Origin of the sequence: Flavobacterium resistens (assembly GCF_900182645.1) — a bacterium.
GTDB classification, from domain to species: domain Bacteria; phylum Bacteroidota; class Bacteroidia; order Flavobacteriales; family Flavobacteriaceae; genus Flavobacterium; species Flavobacterium resistens.
Genome location: NZ_FXTA01000005.1, coordinates 247,771 through 267,395, shown reverse-complemented (window position 1 = coordinate 267,395; position 19,625 = coordinate 247,771). Strand labels below are relative to the sequence as shown.

The following is a 19,625-nucleotide window of genomic DNA, read 5'->3' as shown; positions in this document are numbered from 1 at the left end:
TTTATTTGGTAAGAGCCAAATAAAATGAGATAAAACACTATAAAAATGAAGAAATTAGGAATCGTAATAACAGATGGCGTAGGTTTCAGAAATTTTGTGATGAGCGATTTCATTACAGAGGCTTTATCCCAATTTGATAAAATTGTGATTTATTCTGGATTGCCAAAAAGTTGTTTTGATGATTTTAATAGTCCAAAGTTAGAAATAATCGAATTGCCAGTATTTATTGAAAAGAAAGGCACTTGGTTTTTTAGAAAATGGAAGGAATTAGGGCATTTACAAAAGTTTAAAAATTTTTATGGAATGAACGATAACTTGGTTTCAGGTCTTCCTAGAAATAATTCTGCTCGCTCACTTATCATTAAAGGAATTTATTTTTTTACAAAATATGTAAATTCCACTTCAAGCATTTTATTTGCAGAAAAACTTCAATTTTTATCTTTTTCTAAAAATAAAATTACTAAAAGATACTTCGAAATATTAAAGGAAGACAAACCATCACATTTGTTTTTTACACATCAAAGGCCTCCATATTTGGCTCCGTTTTTATATGCGGCTATTCAGTTAAAAATTCCAACAAGTACTTTTATTTTTAGTTGGGATAATCTGGCCTCAAAAGGTCGTATGCTTGGAACATTCGATAAATTTTTAGTTTGGAGCAAATTGATGAAAGAGGAGTTGCTGTACTTTTATCCAAATGCAAAAAGTGAAAATGTTCATATTGTTGGAACGCCACAGTTTGAACCTTATGTTTTAGATAAATATAAATCATCAAGAGAAGGATTTATTTCAAAATTTGGATTAGATCCTTCAAAAAAAATTATTTGTTATAGTTGTGCAGATGTTTCTATTGGACCAAATGATCCCTTGGTAATTAGAACTATTGCAGAAGCACTTCGAAATGACGAAATTAATACCGAAGCTCAGCTTTTAGTTAGAACCAGTCCAGCTGAGGATGATAGTAGATTTAAGGCAATTCGGGACGAATTTCCAGAAATTATCTGGAATGTTCCAAAATGGATTTTGACAAGAGAAAATCACCAAGAAAGCTGGTCACAACGAATTCCTAGTCAAGAAGATATTATGGATTTACGAGCATTATTAGAAAATTCTGACTTGAGTATCAATATGTGCTCAACTATGAGTCTTGATTTTATGCTTTTTGATAAACCTGTAGTAAATACTGTTTTTGGGAATTTGGAAAATGGACTCTATAATGATCAAAGATTTCTAAATTATGTGCATTACAAAAAAGTTATAGATGGAAATGCTGTAACAATTGCTAAAGATAAAAAGGAACTCATCGAGCAGATTAATTTAGCATTGAACCATCCTAAAGAAAGAGAGTTGGAAAGAAAGGCTATGATCGACTTGCAAATTGGGCAGGATTTAGAAGGAACCAGTAAAAGAATTGCTTCAACTTTAGCATCTTTCAATGACTAACAAAATAGCTATAATCTGCAATTATGAATTACTTCCAGAACGTGTAGGAGGTATGGACTATTTTTTCTGGGATTTTGACAAAAAATGCAAAGAAAATGGTATTCAAATCGATTGGTTTTTTCCAAATATTTCTAATCATGGAAACTATCCAAAATTGACTATTCATGAAGCTGGAAAATTAAACGTAGAAAACAGTTTTCTGCAATTTCTTGAACAGAATAAGCCAAACTACTCTTGTATTATTACTCATTTTGTTGAATTATGCACTCCTTTTTTCTCTAAAATAAAAAAGTTGTCAAAAGCTGAAATTATCGCTGTTGATCACAATCCAAGACCTTTGCATGGCTATTCATTAAAAAAGAGAATCAATAAAAAAGTAAAAGGACTTTTTTATGCAAAATATATTGATCTTTTTGTTGGAGTTTCAGATTATACGGTAAATGAGATCCTGAAAGATTTTGGGTTTCATTTAAAGTCCAAAACCAAGACAATTTATAACGGAGTTGTTATAGAGAAAATTTTAGTTCGAGAAAATCGAAATATTGTAAAACCATCTTTTTTGGTTGCATCGCACTTGAGAGAATCAAAAGGAATTCAGGATTTAATTGATGCAGTGTCATTTCTTTCAGAAGAAATAAAAGACGAAATAAGAATTGATGTTTATGGCGATGGACCTTATAAAAATCAATTAATGGAAAGAGTGGAACAAAATTCTCTTGGAAATTGTTTTTCGTTTAAAGGAAGTAAAGCCAATTTAAATGAAATTTTTTTTCTGTATGATTATATGTTGCAACCAACACATATGGAGTGTTTTAGTTTGTCTATTTTAGAAAGTCTCGCTGCAAATGTTCCAGTTATTACAACAAATGTCGGTGGAAATACTGAAGCAATAGCAAATGGAAAGAATGGATATATTTTTGAAGCCAAAAATACAAAAGCTTTAACACAATTATTAGAAGATGTTTATTTAGGCAACAAAAAGATATCTATAAATACAAGGGAATTAATCGCCAATTCCTTTTCTTTGCCGAAAATGATAGAAGATCATTTCCAATTGCTTAACAGCAACAAATTTTAAAATTTACAAATACCTTAGATGTTTTTTAATTCATTAGCATTCGCTATTTTTTTACCGATTGTTTTTTTTCTGTATTGGTTTGTTTTCAATAAAACCAAGAGCACCCAAAATGCTTTGTTAATAGTTGCTAGTTACTATTTTTACTCGTGTTGGGATTGGAGATTTTTGTTTTTGCTGGTATTCTCAACATTCTTAGATTATTATACAGGAATACAAATTGAAAAAGGAAAATCTGAAAATAGTCGTAAATTTTGGTTTTGGCTTAGTATCATTGTCAATCTCGGTTTTTTATGCGTTTTTAAATACTATAACTTTTTCGCCACTTCATTCTCAGATTTATTAAATGGAATTGGTTTTAAGGCGAGTCCAATTTTATTGAAAGTAATATTGCCTGTGGGAATTTCATTCTATACATTCCACGGACTTTCTTATGTTATAGATATTTATTACAAACGAATTAAAGCCGAATACAATTTTGTTGATTATTCACTTTTCGTGAGTTATTTTCCCCTTTTGGTTGCTGGTCCAATTGAGAGGGCAACACATCTACTTCCGCAAGTAAAAATAAAGCGAGAGTTTGATTTTCAAACTGCAAAAGAAGGTGTTTATCAAATTATCTGGGGATTAGTAAAAAAAGTAATTATTGCCGATACTTGTGCAACTTATGCTAATGCAATTTTTGATAATTATACAGGGATGAATTCATTTTCATTAATTCTGGGCGCTATCTATTTTGCGTTTCAGATTTATGGAGATTTTTCAGGCTACTCTGATATTGCCTTAGGAGTTTCAAAATTATTTGGTTTAGATTTATTACGAAATTTCAATTATCCCTATTTCTCAAGAGATATTGCCGAGTTTTGGCGTCGTTGGCATATTTCCCTTTCGTCATGGTTCCGAGATTATTTATATATTCCATTAGGAGGAAGTAAAGGCGGGCTTTGGATGAAAATCCGGAATACTTTCATCATTTTCCTTGTAAGCGGATTTTGGCATGGAGCCAATTGGACTTATGTAATCTGGGGATTTATTAATGCTGTTTATTTTCTGCCATTGCTTTTATCAAACAGCAACAGAAACAATATAGATGCGATCCAACTAAAGTTTGATTTTGACTCTGTAAAAGTAATGTTCAGTATTTTATATACGTTTTCATTAACATGCATTGCTTGGATTTTTTTTAGAGCTAAAACAATTACTGATGCAGTTTTGTATATAAAGAGAATTTTTTCAAGTAGAGATTTTAGTTTTCAATTTCTAGAAAATGAACGTTATAGTTATGAGTTAATAGGAATGATTGGCTTATTTGTTTTGATCGAATGGAATAATCGAAACAAGGTAGAACCGCTTTCAGGAAAAAGAAGCTTATTGAAGGTAGCTTTAGCGATCGCAGCAATTATGGCTTTCGGAACTTTTTCAGATTATAAGGAATTTATATATTTTCAGTTTTAATGAAGAATTTTTTAATTTATACAGCAAAAATTTTAGCTCTGGTAATTTTGATAGCTATAGCATTAGACGGACTCTATACCTATATCTTTATGCAATCAAAAAATAGAGGAAAAATTGAAACTGCTTTTAATTCAAGCGCTCAAAAATATGATGTTGTAATTTTAGGTTCTTCAAGGGCAAACAATCATTTTGTAGCACAGATGTTTGAAGATAAAGGTTTAAAAGCATTTAATTACGGAATGAGCGGTGGACATTTATTTGAAGCATCATTAATGTTAAAATTAATGATTGAACGAAAATATACAATCAAAAACGTAATTCTTGAAGCCGATTTAAATTTGTCTAACGATCATATGGCCGAAGGTATTTCAGCTCTTTTTTTACCTTATATTCATAATTCGGAGGTTATTAAAGATCATTTTTCAGATCAGGAAAATTTTTCTGAATTATATTATATTCCGTTTTACAGATATATTAAATATGAAACAAAAATTGGATTCAGAGAAGCTTTTTTTACAGCGGTTCATAAAAAGACCAATAAATTGGATAATTTAGGATATTACCCTTTAGAAAAGCATAAAAACGGCAATATGAAAAATAATATTGTTAACTTAAATCCACTTCCGCACAACAAATACTACGAAGAAATTAAAAGTATTTGTAAATCAAACAACATTAATTTTATCGCAATTATGACGCCAATGTGTGAAAATGTTGTAGGGATGAATTATTTTGAGAAGGTCAAAAAAGCATATCCTGAAATTCACAATTATGAAAATGTTGTAATTGAGGATAAATATTTTTCTTCTTGTGGACATATGACAGATAGTGGGGCAAGACTATTTACAAAGAGAGTGTTAAAAGATTTTTTCAATAAATAAAAATATGAAAATAGCTTTTTTGACACCAGAATATCCACATGCCAAAACTGGTAATTCAGGAGGCCTTGGCACTAGTATCAAAAATTTGGCAATTGGACTTGTAGCACAAGGAGTTTCAGTCCGCGTTCTTGTTTATGGTCAAAAAAATGATGCTGTTTTTGAAGACAATTCCATTGTTGTTCAACAAATAAAAAATATCAAATTAAAAGGATTTTCCTGGCTGTTGACAAGAAAAAAAATTGAAAGAATTATTAATGAATTATATTCTAATAAAGAAATTGATTTAATAGAAGCACCAGATTGGACAGGTATTACATCATTCATACAACCGGATAATTGCCCAATAGTTTTGAGACTGCACGGTTCTGATGCTTATTTTTGTCATTTGGACAATCGTCCTGTAAAGTGGATAAATAAGTTTCATGAAAAAAGAGCAATTCGAAAAGCAGATGCATTATTATCAGTAAGTCAGTTTACTGCAGATAAAACAAATTCCATTTTTGGTTTAAATAAGAAATTTGAAATAATTCCAAATCTTATTAATTCTGAATTATTTAAAAATGATTATTCAGACACAGAACCAAAACAAACTATATTGTATTTCGGAAGTTTGATTCGAAAAAAAGGATTATTAGAATTGCCTTTGATTTTTAATAAAGTTATTGAAAAAATTCCTGCCGCAAGACTTGTTTTGATAGGCAAGGATGTTCCAGATATTATATCTGGAAATTCATCAACATGGAAAATGATGCAGCATCTTTTTTCTGAGGAAGCATTCAAAAACGTTGATTATCTGGGAAGCGTTCCATATGAAGAAATAAAACAAAAAATTCAAGAATCAAAAATATGTGTTTTTCCATCGTTTGCAGAGGCTTTTCCAGTTTCCTGGTTAGAAGCAATGGCAATGGAAAAACCTATTGTAGCATCAAATATAGGTTGGGCAAATGAAATGATAGATGAAGGGAAAAATGGATTTTTAATACATCCAAATAACCACGATTTGTACGCCCAAAGAATAATCGAGTTTTTAAATAATGAGAAACTTTGTTCTGAAACAGGAAAAGCAGCTCGAAAAAAAGTTGAAGAAGCTTTTGATATTAAAGTTTTGACAAAAAGAAATATTGAATTTTATAAAACTATAATATCTTAACTATGATAATAATTTACCATAATCATAATAAGGTAGTAAAAGTTTCTACATTGACTGATGAAATTCTACCTTTTAATAAAAAAGGAACTATTTCTTCAGTTTTAATTGATTTTGCCATAAAATATCCAGAGTCAGGAATTGTTTGGTGCAACGAAAATTTTGAAGCTTTTTTAAATCTGGATAGCTTAAATGACATTTTTTATCATGAAAAAATGATGTTGAGTTACAATCCAAATACATTTGGTTTTTTAGGCAAAGAAATAGGATACATTGATGCATCTCCATTTATAAAAATCAATAAAGAAGTAACTTTTCCAACATGGGAAATGAGCAGTTTAGTTGGAGTTGTTCATTCTAAAGTATTATTGGAGATTTGCAGTGTTATAAAACCACATTCTAATTTTGATTATTATTTAAACTCAATAGCAAAAGTTTGTATGCCTTTGGGCTTATTGTGTTATTCTGAACCCCAGTTATTAAAAAGAAAGGATTTTATTTATTCTTCAAAGTCCTCCCGTTTTACTCTTTTTAGATTTACAAAGCAACATTATAAGCTAAGATGGACTTTTATTTTATTTTTAAATTTTGTGATTTATGAATTTAAATTCCCCCTTTTATCTTTAATTTATAGTGTGTTCTTTAGAAATATAAATAAACAGACTATCAATATTGACAAAATTGAAGTTGATTGTTCGTCAAAAAATGAGACTAATTTCGAGGCTTTGGATGTTATAATTCCAACTATCGGAAGAAAAGAATATTTATATGATTTTTTACAGGATCTTTCTATTCAAACTTATTTGCCAAAAAATGTAATAATTGTTGAGCAAAATCCCCTTTCTGGGAGTGTGTCTGAGCTTGATTATTTAACTTCTGAGGATTGGCCATTCGAGATAAAACATACTTTCACCAATCAAGCGGGTGCTTGTAATGCAAGAAATATAGCTTTGGATCAAGTCGAAAGTGAATGGATTTTTTTTGCAGATGATGATATTAGAATAGATCATTTTTTCATTGAATCAGCCTTTAAGGATATTTCAAAATATAAATGTAAAGCTGTTAGTTTTAGTTGTTTGCAAAAGGATGAGAAAAAAAGCAATACAAAAGTTTTTCAATGGAATGCATTTGGGTCTGGCTGTAGTTTTGTAAAAAGTGAAGCGGCGAAAATGACAAGATTTGATCTCAGATATGAATTTGGATTTGGCGAAGATGGAGATTTTGGTATGCAATTACGCAACATGGGATGCGATGTATTATACTTTCCAAATCCAGCTATCTTGCATTTAAAAGCGCCAATAGGAGGATTTCGGACAAAGCCAGATTTAGCTTGGAATAATGATAGTATTAAGCCAAAACCATCTCCGACAGTGTCATTGTATAAAATTTTGCATGAGACAAAAGAACAGCATAAAGGATATAAAGTAATTTTATTTTTTAAGTATTACAGAAAACAATCAATTAAAAACCCACTAAAGTATTTTACTCAGTTCCAAAAAGAATGGGCGAAAAGTTTATATTGGGCAAATAAGTTATTTGACAAAGTATGAAATTTTCCTTAATTATTTGCACCTATATGCGTCCTGAACCATTGCTGAAATTATTGCAATCGGTACAAATTCAGAGTTTTTATCCAGATGAAATTTTAATTATTGACGGATCTTCAAATAATGAAACTAAAATTATTTTAGAGGAAAATCAATTCGAAAACTTAAAATATTTTTTGGTTGATGATGTCAATCGAGGCCTTACAAAACAAAGAAATTTTGGTATTGACAAAGTTGGAGAGGACCTAGAGATTGTTTGTTTTTTAGATGACGATACGGTTTTAGAAACAGATTATTTTCAGAAAATTTTAGAAACATATAAATTATTTCCTGATGCTTTAGGTGTTGGCGGATATATATGTAATGAGATAAAATGGGAAAAAACATCTGAAGATTATGTGCCAAAAAATAATGAGTTTTATTATGACGGTTGGAAACGTACAGACGGAAGTCGATTTATTCTTAGAAAAAAACTTAGTTTAGACAGTAATTGCCCTCCAGGTTTCGCGCCAAATTTTTCACATGGAAGAAGTGTAGGTTTTTTGCCTCCAAGTGATAAAGTATATAAAGTGGAGCAATTAATGGGAGGTGTTTCATCTTTTCGAAAATCAGTTTTTGATAAACTTTCTTTTTCGAATTATTTTGAAGGATATGGTTTATACGAAGATGCAGATTTTACGATAAGAGTTTCTAAAATTGGTAATTTATATTTAAATACATCAGCAAAATTAAGTCATTTTCATGCCTCGTCTGGCCGTCCAAATCAATATAAATATGGAAAAATGGTCGTTAGAAATGGTTGGTATGTCTGGAGAGTAAAAAATCCAAACCCAGAACTAAAAGACCATTTTAAATGGAACGCAATAACGATTTTATTGACAATAATCAGATTTAGTAATGCTCTTAGAGGTACTAAGAAAAAAGAAGCTTTTACGGAAGCTATGGGAAGAACTATAGGTTGGTGGAGTTTATTATTCAATAAGCCAAAAATTGAAAATGAAAACTAAAGAAACAATTTTAATTGCACATAATTATTCTGAAGATTCCTTTGCTTCAATGAGTTATTATTTGGCGAATCATTTAGCAGATTTAGGGAATCGAGTTGTCTTTATATCGCACAAGCCATTTTTTAATGAGATGAAAACAATTAAAAAACAAAAAGGTGAAATAATTATTTGTTCATGGCCTACTGAACGTAGACCTACATCAATAAAAGATGCTCTTTGGTATTCTAAACTTTATTTTAAATATAAACCTACTATTGTTATAGGACATTTTGTTGGAGCCAATATTGCTATTGGTTTGTCAAAATTGTTATCATTTAACAGCGTCAAAACATTTAGTTATTATCATACTTTGATGGGACAAATTGCTTTAGATAGCAAAGGCAGAAATTTGAAAAGAAATATTTTAATTTTTAGAAAAAGTATATTTTATAAATTTTTTTGTGATGTAATTATTTGTCCATCAGATTTAGCGCAAGAAGATTTGAAAAAAAGTTATAACTTAAAAAAGGGTTTAGTTGTTTTGAATCCAATGAAGGATAGATTTCAAAGCAAAAGTATTCAAAATGAGAATAAAATTATTATTTCTTATTTAGGAAGACTCGATCCTTCAAAAGGAATATTAGAATTAGTAGAAGCATTTGTAAGTTATAGGACAAAAAATAAACTTTCAAATTTATTTTTAAATATTGCTGGTACAGGGAGTTTAGAGGGCAAAATAAAAAAAATGATTATTAATGAAGAGGCAATTAAGTTTTTTGGTGGAATTTCGTATGATAAAGTTGATGACTATTTGTTGAGGAGTCATTTTGTAATAATACCTTCAAAAATAGATAATTTACCAACAGTAGGGCTAGAGTCATTAATGAATTCTACACCTTTATTGATCTCTAATTTTACAGGATTAGCAAATTACTTACAAGATGGTTTGGATTGTTTTAAGTTTGATCCAAATTTAGAATCAATGGTGTCTCTATTTAATAAGGTCGAAAATAATTTTCCGAAATATAATGAGATGAGTGAGAATGCCAGAATAACTTTTCTGGAAAAATTTGAGATATCGAATTATTGCAATAATTTTTCCAATATGCTTTTCCAATGAAATTAGTTGTTATAACCCATGTTGTTCATGTTCAAAAGGATGGTGCTTTTTGGGGCTATGCTCCGTACATTAGAGAAATGAATATTTGGTTTAAATATATTGATGAAGTAGTTGTTGTCGCTCCTCTGGAGATAAAAAAAGATTTGACCGAAATTGATACTTTTTATGACTGTGAAAGTATCAGTTTTAAGCAAATTCCAAATTTCAATTTCATTAGTTTGAAAAATACTTTTAATTCGGTATTTAAGCTTCCTTTAATTTTTTGGCGAATATTTTGGGCTATGTACAAAGCAGATCATATTCATTTGCGTTGTCCTGGAAATGTAGGTTTAATAGGTTGTTTTGCACAAATTTTTTTTCCAAATAAAAAGAAAACTGCCAAATATGCCGGCAATTGGGATCCAGAAAGTAAACAGCCTTTATCTTATCGTCTGCAAAAATGGATCCTTAGTAATTCCTTTCTAACTCGTAATATTCAAGTTTTAGTTTATGGAGACTGGAAAAATCAATCTAAGAACATAAAATCATTTTTTACGGCAACTTATTCCGAAAATGAAAAACAAACTGTTCTTAAGAATAATATAGACGAAGTAGCGAAATTTATTTTTGTAGGCAGTTTAGTTGTTGGAAAAAATCCGCTTTATGCTATTAAACTTGTACAAGTGTTAAATGAAAGCGGAATAAAAGCAAATCTAGATTTGTATGGAAATGGCATCGAAAAAAATAATCTGGAAAATTACATCATAGAGAATAAACTAGAAGAATTTGTTTTTTTGCGTGGAAATCAAGAAAAAGATGTGATTTCGCAAGCGTATAAAAAAAGCCATTTTGTACTATTGCCATCAAAAAGTGAAGGCTGGCCAAAAGCAATCGCTGAAGGTATGTTTTGGGGCTGTGTTCCAATTGCAACTAAGATTTCGTGTGTTCCGTTTATGTTAGATTATGGAAATAGAGGTGTTTTATTGGAAATGAGTTTAGAAAAAGATCTGATTCAACTGACCAATCTTATTAAAAACAATGAGACTCTCATGAATAAGAGTAGATTGTCTCAAGAATGGTCTCAAAATTATACAACTGATTTTTTTGAAAAAGAAATTAAAAATTTACTTTAATGAGAATTGTTCAAATAATTGATTCTTTAGAAGCTGGAGGAGCTGAGCGTATGGCGGTCAATTATGCTAATGCATTGTCAAAAGAAATTGAATTTTCAGGTTTAATTGCAACCAGAAAAGAAGGTTTGCTTATAAATCAAATTGATGAAAACGTTATATACTTATTTTTAAATAAGAAGAAAAAAATTGATTTAAAAGCAGTTTTTGCAGCGAGAGCATATATTAAAAAAAATGCAGTCGATGTTATTCACGCACATAGCTCTTCATTTTTTTTAGCCGTTCTGGTTAAATGTATTTTTCCTAAAATCAAAATCGTTTGGCATGATCATTATGGCATTTCGCAGAATCTGGCAGAACGAAAAAACATAGGATTGAAAATAGGCTCATCCTTTTTTGAAGGAAGCATTGCGGTTAATTCGGCTTTAAAAAACTGGGCAGAATCCTATTTAAGGATCAAAAACGTTGTCTATTTTCCTAATTTCATCGATGATATTATTAATTCACAAAAAGAGTTTTTACTAAAAGGAAAAGACAATAAAAGAATTATCTGTGTAGCTAATCTACGTCCGCAAAAAAATCATGAATTATTAATTAAAACGGCGCATTTAATTAAAGAAAAATATCCAGATTGGACTTTTCATTTTTTTGGAAAAGATTTTCAAGACATTCATTCTGAAAAAATTAAAAATTTGATTAGCGAATTAAAATTAGAAAAATCTGTTTTTTTCTACGGTACAGTTGATAATGTAGCTTTAGTTTTAAAACAATGTGAAATTGCAGTTTTACCATCTTTATCAGAAGGACTTCCTCTAGCAATTTTAGAGTACGGATTGCATAAAAAAGCAGTGGTAGCTACAAATGTAGGGCAGATTTCTGAAATTATTAAGTCAGCTAAAGAAGGTCTTTTAGTCGATTCAAATAATCTAAGCCAATTTACAGAGTCATTGTTGAGATTAATTGAGAATGAAGATGAGCGTGTTCAAATGGGGTTAGCACTACACGATGTTGTTGAGTCAAGATATTCTCAAAAATCAATTATCAAAGATTATTTACAATGGTTAAATTCTTTAACTAATTTTACTTCCTAAACTTCAGTTTAAAAATATTAATGAAAAATAAAACCATCACATATAATTACCTTATTTTATTTCATTTGCTTATTGCTTTAGCAGTTTTTGTTTTACCAGTTCTTTCGAAACTTTATGCGGTTATAATACCAATAGTTGGAATTTATTTGGTAAATAAAACAAATAACAGAAATAATGAAGTTTTGTTAGTGTGCGCCTATTTGGTGGGCGTTGAGGTTTTTTTGCGTATGACAGGAGGGAATTTTAATAATGAATATGTAAAATTTAATCTTGTTTTTTTCATGTTCCTAGGCATGATTTACAGCAGTTTTTCATCATCTTCTTTTATTTATTGGTTTTTCTTAATTTTACTCGTTCCTTGTATTTTGGTCACTGCTTCAGTAGATCAAATTAATATTGATGTAAAAAAACTATTGTTTTTTAATCTTTCCGGACCAGTTTGCTTAGGAGTTTGTTCTATATATATGTACTCCAGGCGGGTTCAATTTTCTCAATTGCAGAATATTCTTTCTGTAATGGGATTACCGATTTTGACTACGACAGTCTATTTGTTTTTATACACACCGAGTGTGAGAGATGTAGTAACAAGTACAGGTTCTAATTTTGAAACATCGGGAGGGTTTGGACCAAATCAGGTATCAACAATTTTAGGTTTGGGGGTTTTTATTTTTTTTAGGCAACTTGTGTTGTCTTCCAAATCAATAAAAGAGATTATTTTGAATGGATGTCTACTTGCCTTTATCGGTTATCGAGGAGTTGTAACTTTTTCTAGAGGTGGGATTATAACTGGAGTTGTCATGATTGCTTGTCTTCTGTTTTTTTTGTATCAATTTTCAAATGCAAAAGGAAAGATAAAATTTGGTTTTGTACTTATTTTAACGGCTTTGATGGGTATTGGTGTTTGGACTTATAGTTCTATTCAAACAGGAGGGTTAATTGAGAAAAGATATGCAAATAAAGATGCTTTAGGAAGAGAGAAGAAAAGTGTTTTGAGCGGACGAGAAGGTATTATGGATTCTGAAATAAAACTTTTTTTAGATAATCCAATCATGGGAGTAGGTGCCGGAATGGGAAAAGAATTTCGAAAAGAATCAGGTAGCGTAATTGCCTCACACAATGAAATAACCCGAATGCTGGCAGAACATGGTATGTTTGGTATTTTTGCACTTTTAATATTATTTATAACTCCAATTGTTCATTTTATATATAATAGGCAGCATATTTACTTTTTTTCGTTTTATCTTTTTTGGTTATTGACTATAAATCACGCTGCAATGAGAATCGCAGCACCAGCATTTGTTTATGCTTTATCATTACTTTCAGTACATATAATGGTGCCTCAAAAAGCTGAACAATCAGATGGTTAAATTATAATTTTTTATAATACATTTGCGTTGAAGAAAAAGTCCCCAACTTTAAAACTTACAACTTACTATGGCACGAAAAAAAATGCATTTCGAGATTTCGGAACGGAAAATATTATTGCGCTTTTTTGATGCTGCTTTTTTGATGACCGGTCTCTACCTACTACACTTTATTTTTGACAATAGCTATTACATTTTGGATTTGGCTTATTTTTATAGACCAATTTTGCTGATTACTTATATATTTATTTTTGGAGTAATCTTTGAAATGTATAATCTTCAGGTTTCAAGCAATCAGGTCCAAATCGTTCGCAGTGTCGTTTTAACAGCAACAGCTTCGGTAATTTTATATTTATTTACGCCTATTTTATCGCCCGAACTTCCAAAAAAACGTTTGGTAATTCTTGTTTTTTATTTTACGATTTTAATCATATTATTGGTATGGCGCTTTTTTTACGCTATTTTTTTAGCTTCGCACCGTTTTTCTCAAAGTGTGGTTTTAATATGTGGGAAGGATCAGGTCGAAGGATTGGTTTCGGGTCTTGAAAATGTTGATCCTCATTATAATATTATTGGTTTTGTGAATTCTGACTCGGTTACAGAGCAAAGCAATGAGTTTAATTATGTCAAGGAAATCAAAAAACAGGATTTAGAGGATTTTGTAATGCATCACAATGTTTCTGAGATTGTCATCGCAGCTCAAAAAACGGATGGAATTACGCCTGATTTATACCAGCAACTTCTTCACTTATTAGAATCTGGAAATATCATAAAAGAATATACTCATGTTTATGAAAGTAAAACACAGCGTATTCCTGTGCATTATATTGAACGTGATTTCTATCGTTTTTTTCCATTTAGTCGCAGTAATAGCAACAAATTGTATTTGATTTTAATTCGTTTAATAGAGTTTTCTCTTTCGATTATTGGTTTGCTATTTTGTGTTCTGTTTATTCCTGTAATTTTTATTGGAAATTTAATAGCCAACAAAGGGAGCTTGTTTTATACGCAGGAACGTGTAGGTAAAAATGGCGTTGTTTTTAAGATTTACAAGTTCAGAACAATGATTGAAAACACAGATGTAAATGGACCATTTGCTCAATTAAATGATAAAAGAATTACACCATTTGGTAAATTCATGCGTAAGTCAAGATTAGATGAATTGCCGCAGTTTTTCAATATTCTAATTGGCGATATGGGTGTTATAGGACCTAGACCTGAACGGCCTTATTTTGTTGCTGAAATTGCTAAAATAATGCCTTTTTATGAAACACGTCATGTTATCAAGCCGGGTTTGACAGGATGGGCTCAGGTAAATTATTCATACGGCGAATCTATTGACGAGAGTTTGATAAAACTTCAGTATGATTTATATTATATAAAGCATCGAAGTGTTTTTCTGGATTTAAGCATTACCTTCAAAACAATTACAACCGTTTTATTCTATCGAGGGCAATAGTTTTTAGATAATAATTGGAATGCGTTTTTTGTTTCTTAGAACAACTCTAACCAAAACAAATCCGCTTGTAATAATCATTGGTAAAACAATAAAAAAGTGGGCTTTGTTGATTAAAAATAAGGTGTAAATAAGTAAAAACATCAGATGTAATACGGCAAAGCGATACGTCCATCGTTTGTTTTTTAGAATTGAGAAAACAATCAAAATCAATAAAAGCGGACTAAACAAAAGCACATTGTAATTCATCGCCAATTCGTGATGAAAAGAATAAAATCCAACGGCAACAAAAAAGACGCCCATTAAAGATAAAATCAAAAGGAAAATTTTATCAATTATTTTATTTTTTGCCAAAATAACAAAGGCCAATACAATAAGATAACTATAAACATTATTCCACCATGATGTTGGCGTTTCTTTTTCAAAACTTAAAAGTGTTTGACTTTCTTTTGCCAGAGGATGATTTTGAAAAGTAGTTTTAGCTAAACTGTTTTTTAATTCAAAAGGTAAAAATATTTTAGTTCCGAGTTGATCTACTTTGGTTCCAAAAATAATGCTGGTGCCTAATTTATCATAAAAATGCCCATCAAAATAGGGAAATAAAATAGAGCGGTACGTAATATCTGTATCGCCTTTTTTAGTGATTACATTTTGGTTTAATGATTTATTGATTACATCAACGACCATAGATGTACAGTTTTTATCAATAAATTTATAAGTATAGTAACGATCTTCAGATGACAAAGTAGCATTTAATTTGTCAAAAAGCGTTTGTTTTAAATCTTGTGGAATAATCAATTCTTGTTCAAAAACACTTCTTTTCTCATAATTGTACTCATTCATGAAATCAATAAAAGAATGAACAATAACAAAATACTGCAAATCTCCTTTTGCAAATTTGGCAACAAAATTTGGCGTCCTAAAATCAAAAGCGCCATAATTATAAACTACATCAATATTGTTTACCGGATCGGCAACACGAATGGCGGTATGGCCAAAATAAGAATATGTTTCATTTCCTAAACCACAAGTAATCACACTTATTCGAGCATCTTTTGATAAAGGCAGATTTTGGCTGAAACCAATAAAGCTCAATAATAATAGTAAACAAAAAAGTGTTTTTTTGAAAATGACATTTTTCATAATTTAAAATTTTTAAGAAGTTTAATGGTTTTGTAAATATTATCTAAAGATACCTAAATCTACTTTTAGAGAAAAAATATTAGAATAAAGTGCAGCACTTTGGTTTCCTAAATCGGTCAAAGCATAATCAACCTGAATTCCTTTGTATTTGAAACCAAGTCCAATATTTGGCTGGAAATTTAATTTTTCAGTATTGTCCAATTGCATTACATTCTGAAAATTTCCTGCGCCAGCTCTCAAGAAAACAAGATCTGTATAACCAAATTCAAAACCAATTGCTGGATCAATACTTACGGCTTTTGAAGAAATAATATCGTTTGTCTGCTCAAATCGCATATTTAAATTTACAGCAGTCAAAAGGCTGTAATCATTATGGAAATCAAATTTTCTTGAAACACCTAATTGTGCTTTTGGCAAAGTAATTTCGGTACTTTCTGGTAATTCGTTGTTTTCTCCGGGAATTGCATTGGCGATTTTGGCATATTCTTCTTCGTCGATATTCCAAATATTGTAAGTGGTCGTAATGTCGCGAAGCATCAATCCGAATTTCCAATCATTGCGTTCAAATTGTAAACCGACATCAAAACCAAAACCCCACGAATTGGCAAATTTTCCAATAATTCTTCGAATCACTTTTGCATTTACACCATATTGAAAACCTTCTACAGGCAATTTTCTAGCATAAGAAAATGTAAAGCCATAATCAGCAGTCGAAAACAAGTTGATTCGGTTGTAATCTATATTTCCTTCGCTGTCGATCAATTGTGTGGTATCCATGATATCATCAACACCAAAACGAATCATCGAAATTCCCCAGGCACTTCGGTCATCAATCGGACTTGCGTATCCAATAAAATCGTACTGTGCAATATTGGCAAAATAATTCGCATGCATTAATGAAATTTGATGATCTTCAAGATTGGTCAAACCTGCTGGATTCCAGTAAACTGCGTTGACATCATTTGTTGAAGCAACAACGGCGCTCGACATTCCTAATGCCGCGGCGTCAACACCAATATTCATAAACTCGTTCGAATATTTCCGAACGGTTTGTGCATACTGTGCAGCAAAATTCCAAAATAATAAAAACGCAAAAAGTTTTTTCAACGGTTATTTATTTGCAGACTGAGACCTGTTTTTAATTTTCACCAAAAATAGAATATTTTACTCACCTAATTTCTGTCCTTCTGATAAATATCGAAAAGTTATAATTTCAAACTTTATTTTAACGAACTCGTTTTCTTTTTGGTGTAAGTTATTTGTAACAAATTGTGAAAATTATTTATGCAAATCATGTTGATGTCATTTTATTTTATCCGAAATTTGTTCCTCACCATTATCAAAAATTGTAAAGATGAATATTAAAAAACACATTCCTAATTTAATCACCTTAATAAACCTTTTCTGTGGCTGCGTAGCCGTTGTTTTTATTTCTGAAGCCAAATATGAAATGGCTTTTTATATGGTTTGTCTAGGAATCTTTTTTGATTTTTTTGATGGTTTTTTCGCCAGATTATTCAAAGTTTCAAGTCCGCTTGGTCTGCAGTTGGATTCTCTGGCAGATATGGTTACTAGCGGTGTTGCGCCAGGTTATGTAATGTACACGATGTTTGCTAATAGCGGACATCAGTTAGGGACAAACGAATTTATTCCTCTTTTGGGATTCATAATTACTTTGGGTTCTTGTTATCGTTTGGCTAATTTTAATATTGATACACGTCAAACCGATTCATTTATTGGATTGCCAACGCCGGCAAATGCGCTTTTTATAATTAGTTTGAAAGTAGTTCTGGATATTTATGCAGGTTCATCACTTTTACTGTTGGAAATTTTAACCAATGAGTGGATTTTATTGGCAATTACTTTGTGTAGCGCTTATATTTTAAATGCTGAAATTCCGCTTTTTGCTTTAAAAATTAAAAAATTTACTTTTAAGGATAATGTACTGCAAATTGTATTTTTAGCAATTTCTCTGGTTTTACTTTTATTGCTTCAATTTGGTGCTATTCCTGTTATCATTGCTTTTTATGTATTGCTGTCAATCATAAACAATGTGTTTCTGAAAAAGTAGTTGTATCCGAATGGCAAGAAAAACGACTTATCGTAAAACCTATGCAAGAAAACCGGCTGGAAGATCTTTTTTCAGTAAGTTAATGCGTTTTATCGTGTTTGCTTTTTTAGCAGCGCTTTTCATTGGTACAATTTACCATTATCGAGCCGGATTAGCTTATTATCTCGGATTCAGATCGGGTAAGGTTTTAGATGAAAATGAGGTAGATAAACACCTTTCTGATGTTCGAAATATTAGGGTTCTCGAAAATCATAAAGGAAAAGTCGTCGGATTTGATGTGTCTGAATTTCAAGGAAAAGTAGATTGGGAAGAAGTTGAAATTTTAGACGAGAAATACCCTGTCAAGTTTGTTTTTATACGTGCAACTGCCGGAAATGATTATGTGGATAGACAATTTAAACGAAATTGGAAAGGCGCAAAAGAAAATAAAATTATGCGCGGCGCTTATCATTATTATCGTCCAAACGAAAATTCTATTGAACAGGCGAATCTTTTTATTAAAACAGTAAAATTGCAAAAAGGTGATCTTCCGCCAGTTTTAGATATTGAAAAATTACCAAAAAATCAGCCTTTGGACAGTTTAAAAAAAGGTTTAAAACGTTGGCTGGCTAAAGTGGAGAAACATTATCAGGTTCGCCCAATTATTTATTCAGGGGAAAGATATTATACTGATTTTCTAAAAGAAGAGTTTGGCGAATATTTATTCTGGATTGCCAATTACAATTTCTACAGAGAAAAAATTGAAGATGATTGGCTGTTTTGGCAGTTTACAGAAAAAGCTTCTCTGCCGGGAATCAAACACAGAGTTGATGTTAATATTTACAATGGCGATTTAGAGCAATTGCAGTTTATTACTGTAGAGTAAGATGTGAAAAGTGAAATGTTAAAAGAAAAATGGTAAAAAGTAACTAACATTTTACTTTTTACCATTCACATATAACATCTTTAAAATTCAAGTTTCTTTTTACGAAGTTCGAAGTTTTGTCCGAGATAAACACGTCGAACCATTTCATCTTCTACTAATTCTTCCGGAACTCCTGCTTTTAGAATTCCTCCTTCAAACATTAAGTATGTTTTATCGGTAATTGCTAAAGTTTCCTGAACGTTGTGGTCGGTAATCAGAATTCCGATGTTTTTGTTTTTTAACTGCGCTACAATTCGCTGAATATCTTCAACTGCAACCGGGTCAACTCCTGCAAAAGGCTCATCTAACAAAATAAATTTTGGGTCAGTTGCCAATGCGCGGGCAATCTCGGTACGACGACGCTCACCTCCAGAAAGTAAATCGCCTCGGTTGGTACGAATGTGTTCTAAGCTGAATTCTTCGATTAAACTTTCCATTTTGGCAATTTGAGCTTCTTTTGAAAGTTTAGTCAATTGTAAAACGCTCAGAATATTGTCTTCAATACTTAATTTTCTAAAAACCGAAGCTTCCTGTGCCAAATAACCAATTCCTTGCTGAGCACGTTTGTACATCGGATAATCGGTAATATTTAAATCATCAAGATAAATATTTCCTTGATTTGGTTTTACCAATCCAACAATCATATAGAAAGAAGTTGTTTTTCCAGCACCATTCGGACCTAAAAGTCCCACAATTTCTCCTTGATTTACCTCAACAGAAATTCCTTTTACAACACTTCGTCCTTTATAGGTTTTGATTAAATTATCGGCTCTTAATTTCATTTTCTAAGTTTAATCGTTTAATCGATAAATCGTTTAGTCGCTGCAAATTAA

The 19,625-nt window shown here is 30.9% G+C and carries 17 protein-coding genes; 14 read left to right on the top strand and 3 right to left on the bottom strand.

The genetic code is table 11. The features are described from left to right. Window positions 1-45 precede the first annotated feature (45 nt). The 12 genes from FN795_RS18195 (at window position 46) to FN795_RS18140 (ending at window position 14,677) form a co-directional block, all read left to right on the top strand. Entirely contained in the window at window positions 46-1,443 is a 1,398-nt protein-coding gene (locus FN795_RS18195) for a hypothetical protein (RefSeq protein ID WP_142451944.1), read from the top strand. Next, window positions 1,436-2,521 (top strand): glycosyltransferase family 4 protein, encoded by a 1,086-nt coding sequence (locus FN795_RS18190; protein WP_244290004.1) that lies wholly within the window; start codon window positions 1,436-1,438, stop codon window positions 2,519-2,521. Before FN795_RS18195 ends, FN795_RS18190 begins: the two co-directional genes overlap by 8 nt. 18 nt (window positions 2,522-2,539) lie before the next feature. Then, window positions 2,540-3,973 (top strand): MBOAT family O-acyltransferase, encoded by a 1,434-nt coding sequence (locus tag FN795_RS18185; protein ID WP_142451943.1) that lies wholly within the window; start codon window positions 2,540-2,542, stop codon window positions 3,971-3,973. Then, window positions 3,973-4,854, top strand: coding sequence for a hypothetical protein (locus FN795_RS18180; RefSeq protein ID WP_142451942.1), 882 nt, complete (start codon window positions 3,973-3,975; stop codon window positions 4,852-4,854). Before FN795_RS18185 ends, FN795_RS18180 begins: the two co-directional genes overlap by 1 nt. Window positions 4,855-4,858: 4 nt before the next feature. Continuing rightward, entirely contained in the window at window positions 4,859-6,004 is a 1,146-nt protein-coding gene (locus tag FN795_RS18175; RefSeq protein WP_142451941.1) for a glycosyltransferase family 4 protein, read from the top strand. A gap of 2 nt (window positions 6,005-6,006) precedes the next feature. Then, window positions 6,007-7,551 (top strand): glycosyltransferase family 2 protein, encoded by a 1,545-nt coding sequence (locus FN795_RS18170; RefSeq protein WP_142451940.1) that lies wholly within the window; start codon window positions 6,007-6,009, stop codon window positions 7,549-7,551. Further along, complete coding sequence (locus FN795_RS18165) at window positions 7,548-8,555, top strand: glycosyltransferase family 2 protein (RefSeq protein WP_142451939.1); 1,008 nt, start codon at window positions 7,548-7,550, stop codon at window positions 8,553-8,555. The genes FN795_RS18170 and FN795_RS18165 overlap by 4 nt, the downstream gene beginning before the upstream one ends. Next, entirely contained in the window at window positions 8,545-9,654 is a 1,110-nt protein-coding gene (locus FN795_RS18160) for a glycosyltransferase family 4 protein (protein ID WP_142451938.1), read from the top strand. Before FN795_RS18165 ends, FN795_RS18160 begins: the two co-directional genes overlap by 11 nt. Further along, complete coding sequence (locus tag FN795_RS18155) at window positions 9,651-10,766, top strand: glycosyltransferase (protein ID WP_142451937.1); 1,116 nt, start codon at window positions 9,651-9,653, stop codon at window positions 10,764-10,766. Before FN795_RS18160 ends, FN795_RS18155 begins: the two co-directional genes overlap by 4 nt. Further along, window positions 10,766-11,854, top strand: coding sequence for a glycosyltransferase (locus tag FN795_RS18150; protein WP_142451936.1), 1,089 nt, complete (start codon window positions 10,766-10,768; stop codon window positions 11,852-11,854). The genes FN795_RS18155 and FN795_RS18150 overlap by 1 nt, the downstream gene beginning before the upstream one ends. Window positions 11,855-11,874: 20 nt before the next feature. Next, complete coding sequence (locus tag FN795_RS18145) at window positions 11,875-13,221, top strand: O-antigen ligase family protein (protein ID WP_142451935.1); 1,347 nt, start codon at window positions 11,875-11,877, stop codon at window positions 13,219-13,221. Window positions 13,222-13,288: 67 nt separating this feature from the next. Next, window positions 13,289-14,677, top strand: a complete 1,389-nt coding sequence (locus tag FN795_RS18140; protein WP_142451934.1) for an exopolysaccharide biosynthesis polyprenyl glycosylphosphotransferase — start codon at window positions 13,289-13,291, stop codon at window positions 14,675-14,677. Between the two features lie 3 nt (window positions 14,678-14,680). On the opposite strand, the gene FN795_RS18135 is transcribed toward FN795_RS18140, so the two are convergent. Continuing rightward, a complete protein-coding gene (locus tag FN795_RS18135; protein WP_142451933.1) occupies window positions 14,681-15,817 on the bottom strand; it encodes a lipoprotein N-acyltransferase Lnb domain-containing protein in 1,137 nt (378 codons plus the stop codon). 39 nt (window positions 15,818-15,856) lie between these two features. Next, a complete protein-coding gene (locus FN795_RS18130) occupies window positions 15,857-16,924 on the bottom strand; it encodes a putative type IX sorting system protein PorV2 (protein ID WP_262711391.1) in 1,068 nt (355 codons plus the stop codon). Between the two features lie 247 nt (window positions 16,925-17,171). Here FN795_RS18130 and FN795_RS18125 point away from each other — a divergent pair, with 247 nt between their 5' ends. Beyond that, complete coding sequence (locus FN795_RS18125; protein WP_142451932.1) at window positions 17,172-17,888, top strand: CDP-alcohol phosphatidyltransferase family protein; 717 nt, start codon at window positions 17,172-17,174, stop codon at window positions 17,886-17,888. Window positions 17,889-17,898: 10 nt separating this feature from the next. Continuing rightward, window positions 17,899-18,753: a glycoside hydrolase family 25 protein gene (locus FN795_RS18120; RefSeq protein ID WP_142451931.1), complete on the top strand. Its 855-nt coding sequence runs from the start codon at window positions 17,899-17,901 to the stop codon at window positions 18,751-18,753. 80 nt (window positions 18,754-18,833) lie between these two features. Here FN795_RS18120 and lptB read toward each other — a convergent pair whose 3' ends face one another. After that, window positions 18,834-19,574, bottom strand: coding sequence for an LPS export ABC transporter ATP-binding protein (gene lptB, locus FN795_RS18115; protein WP_012022391.1), 741 nt, complete (start codon window positions 19,572-19,574; stop codon window positions 18,834-18,836). Window positions 19,575-19,625 lie beyond the last annotated feature (51 nt).

Coding starts and splice junctions, on each gene's coding strand:
- FN795_RS18195 (WP_142451944.1), top strand. CDS start 46: ATGAAGAAATTAGGAATCGTAATAACAGATGGCGTAGGTTTCAGAAAT.
- FN795_RS18190 (WP_244290004.1), top strand. CDS start 1,436: ATGACTAACAAAATAGCTATAATCTGCAATTATGAATTACTTCCAGAA.
- FN795_RS18185 (WP_142451943.1), top strand. CDS start 2,540: ATGTTTTTTAATTCATTAGCATTCGCTATTTTTTTACCGATTGTTTTT.
- FN795_RS18180 (WP_142451942.1), top strand. CDS start 3,973: ATGAAGAATTTTTTAATTTATACAGCAAAAATTTTAGCTCTGGTAATT.
- FN795_RS18175 (WP_142451941.1), top strand. CDS start 4,859: ATGAAAATAGCTTTTTTGACACCAGAATATCCACATGCCAAAACTGGT.
- FN795_RS18170 (WP_142451940.1), top strand. CDS start 6,007: ATGATAATAATTTACCATAATCATAATAAGGTAGTAAAAGTTTCTACA.
- FN795_RS18165 (WP_142451939.1), top strand. CDS start 7,548: ATGAAATTTTCCTTAATTATTTGCACCTATATGCGTCCTGAACCATTG.
- FN795_RS18160 (WP_142451938.1), top strand. CDS start 8,545: ATGAAAACTAAAGAAACAATTTTAATTGCACATAATTATTCTGAAGAT.
- FN795_RS18155 (WP_142451937.1), top strand. CDS start 9,651: ATGAAATTAGTTGTTATAACCCATGTTGTTCATGTTCAAAAGGATGGT.
- FN795_RS18150 (WP_142451936.1), top strand. CDS start 10,766: ATGAGAATTGTTCAAATAATTGATTCTTTAGAAGCTGGAGGAGCTGAG.
- FN795_RS18145 (WP_142451935.1), top strand. CDS start 11,875: ATGAAAAATAAAACCATCACATATAATTACCTTATTTTATTTCATTTG.
- FN795_RS18140 (WP_142451934.1), top strand. CDS start 13,289: ATGGCACGAAAAAAAATGCATTTCGAGATTTCGGAACGGAAAATATTA.
- FN795_RS18135 (WP_142451933.1), bottom strand. CDS start 15,817: ATGAAAAATGTCATTTTCAAAAAAACACTTTTTTGTTTACTATTATTA.
- FN795_RS18125 (WP_142451932.1), top strand. CDS start 17,172: ATGAATATTAAAAAACACATTCCTAATTTAATCACCTTAATAAACCTT.
- FN795_RS18120 (WP_142451931.1), top strand. CDS start 17,899: ATGGCAAGAAAAACGACTTATCGTAAAACCTATGCAAGAAAACCGGCT.
- lptB (WP_012022391.1), bottom strand. CDS start 19,574: ATGAAATTAAGAGCCGATAATTTAATCAAAACCTATAAAGGACGAAGT.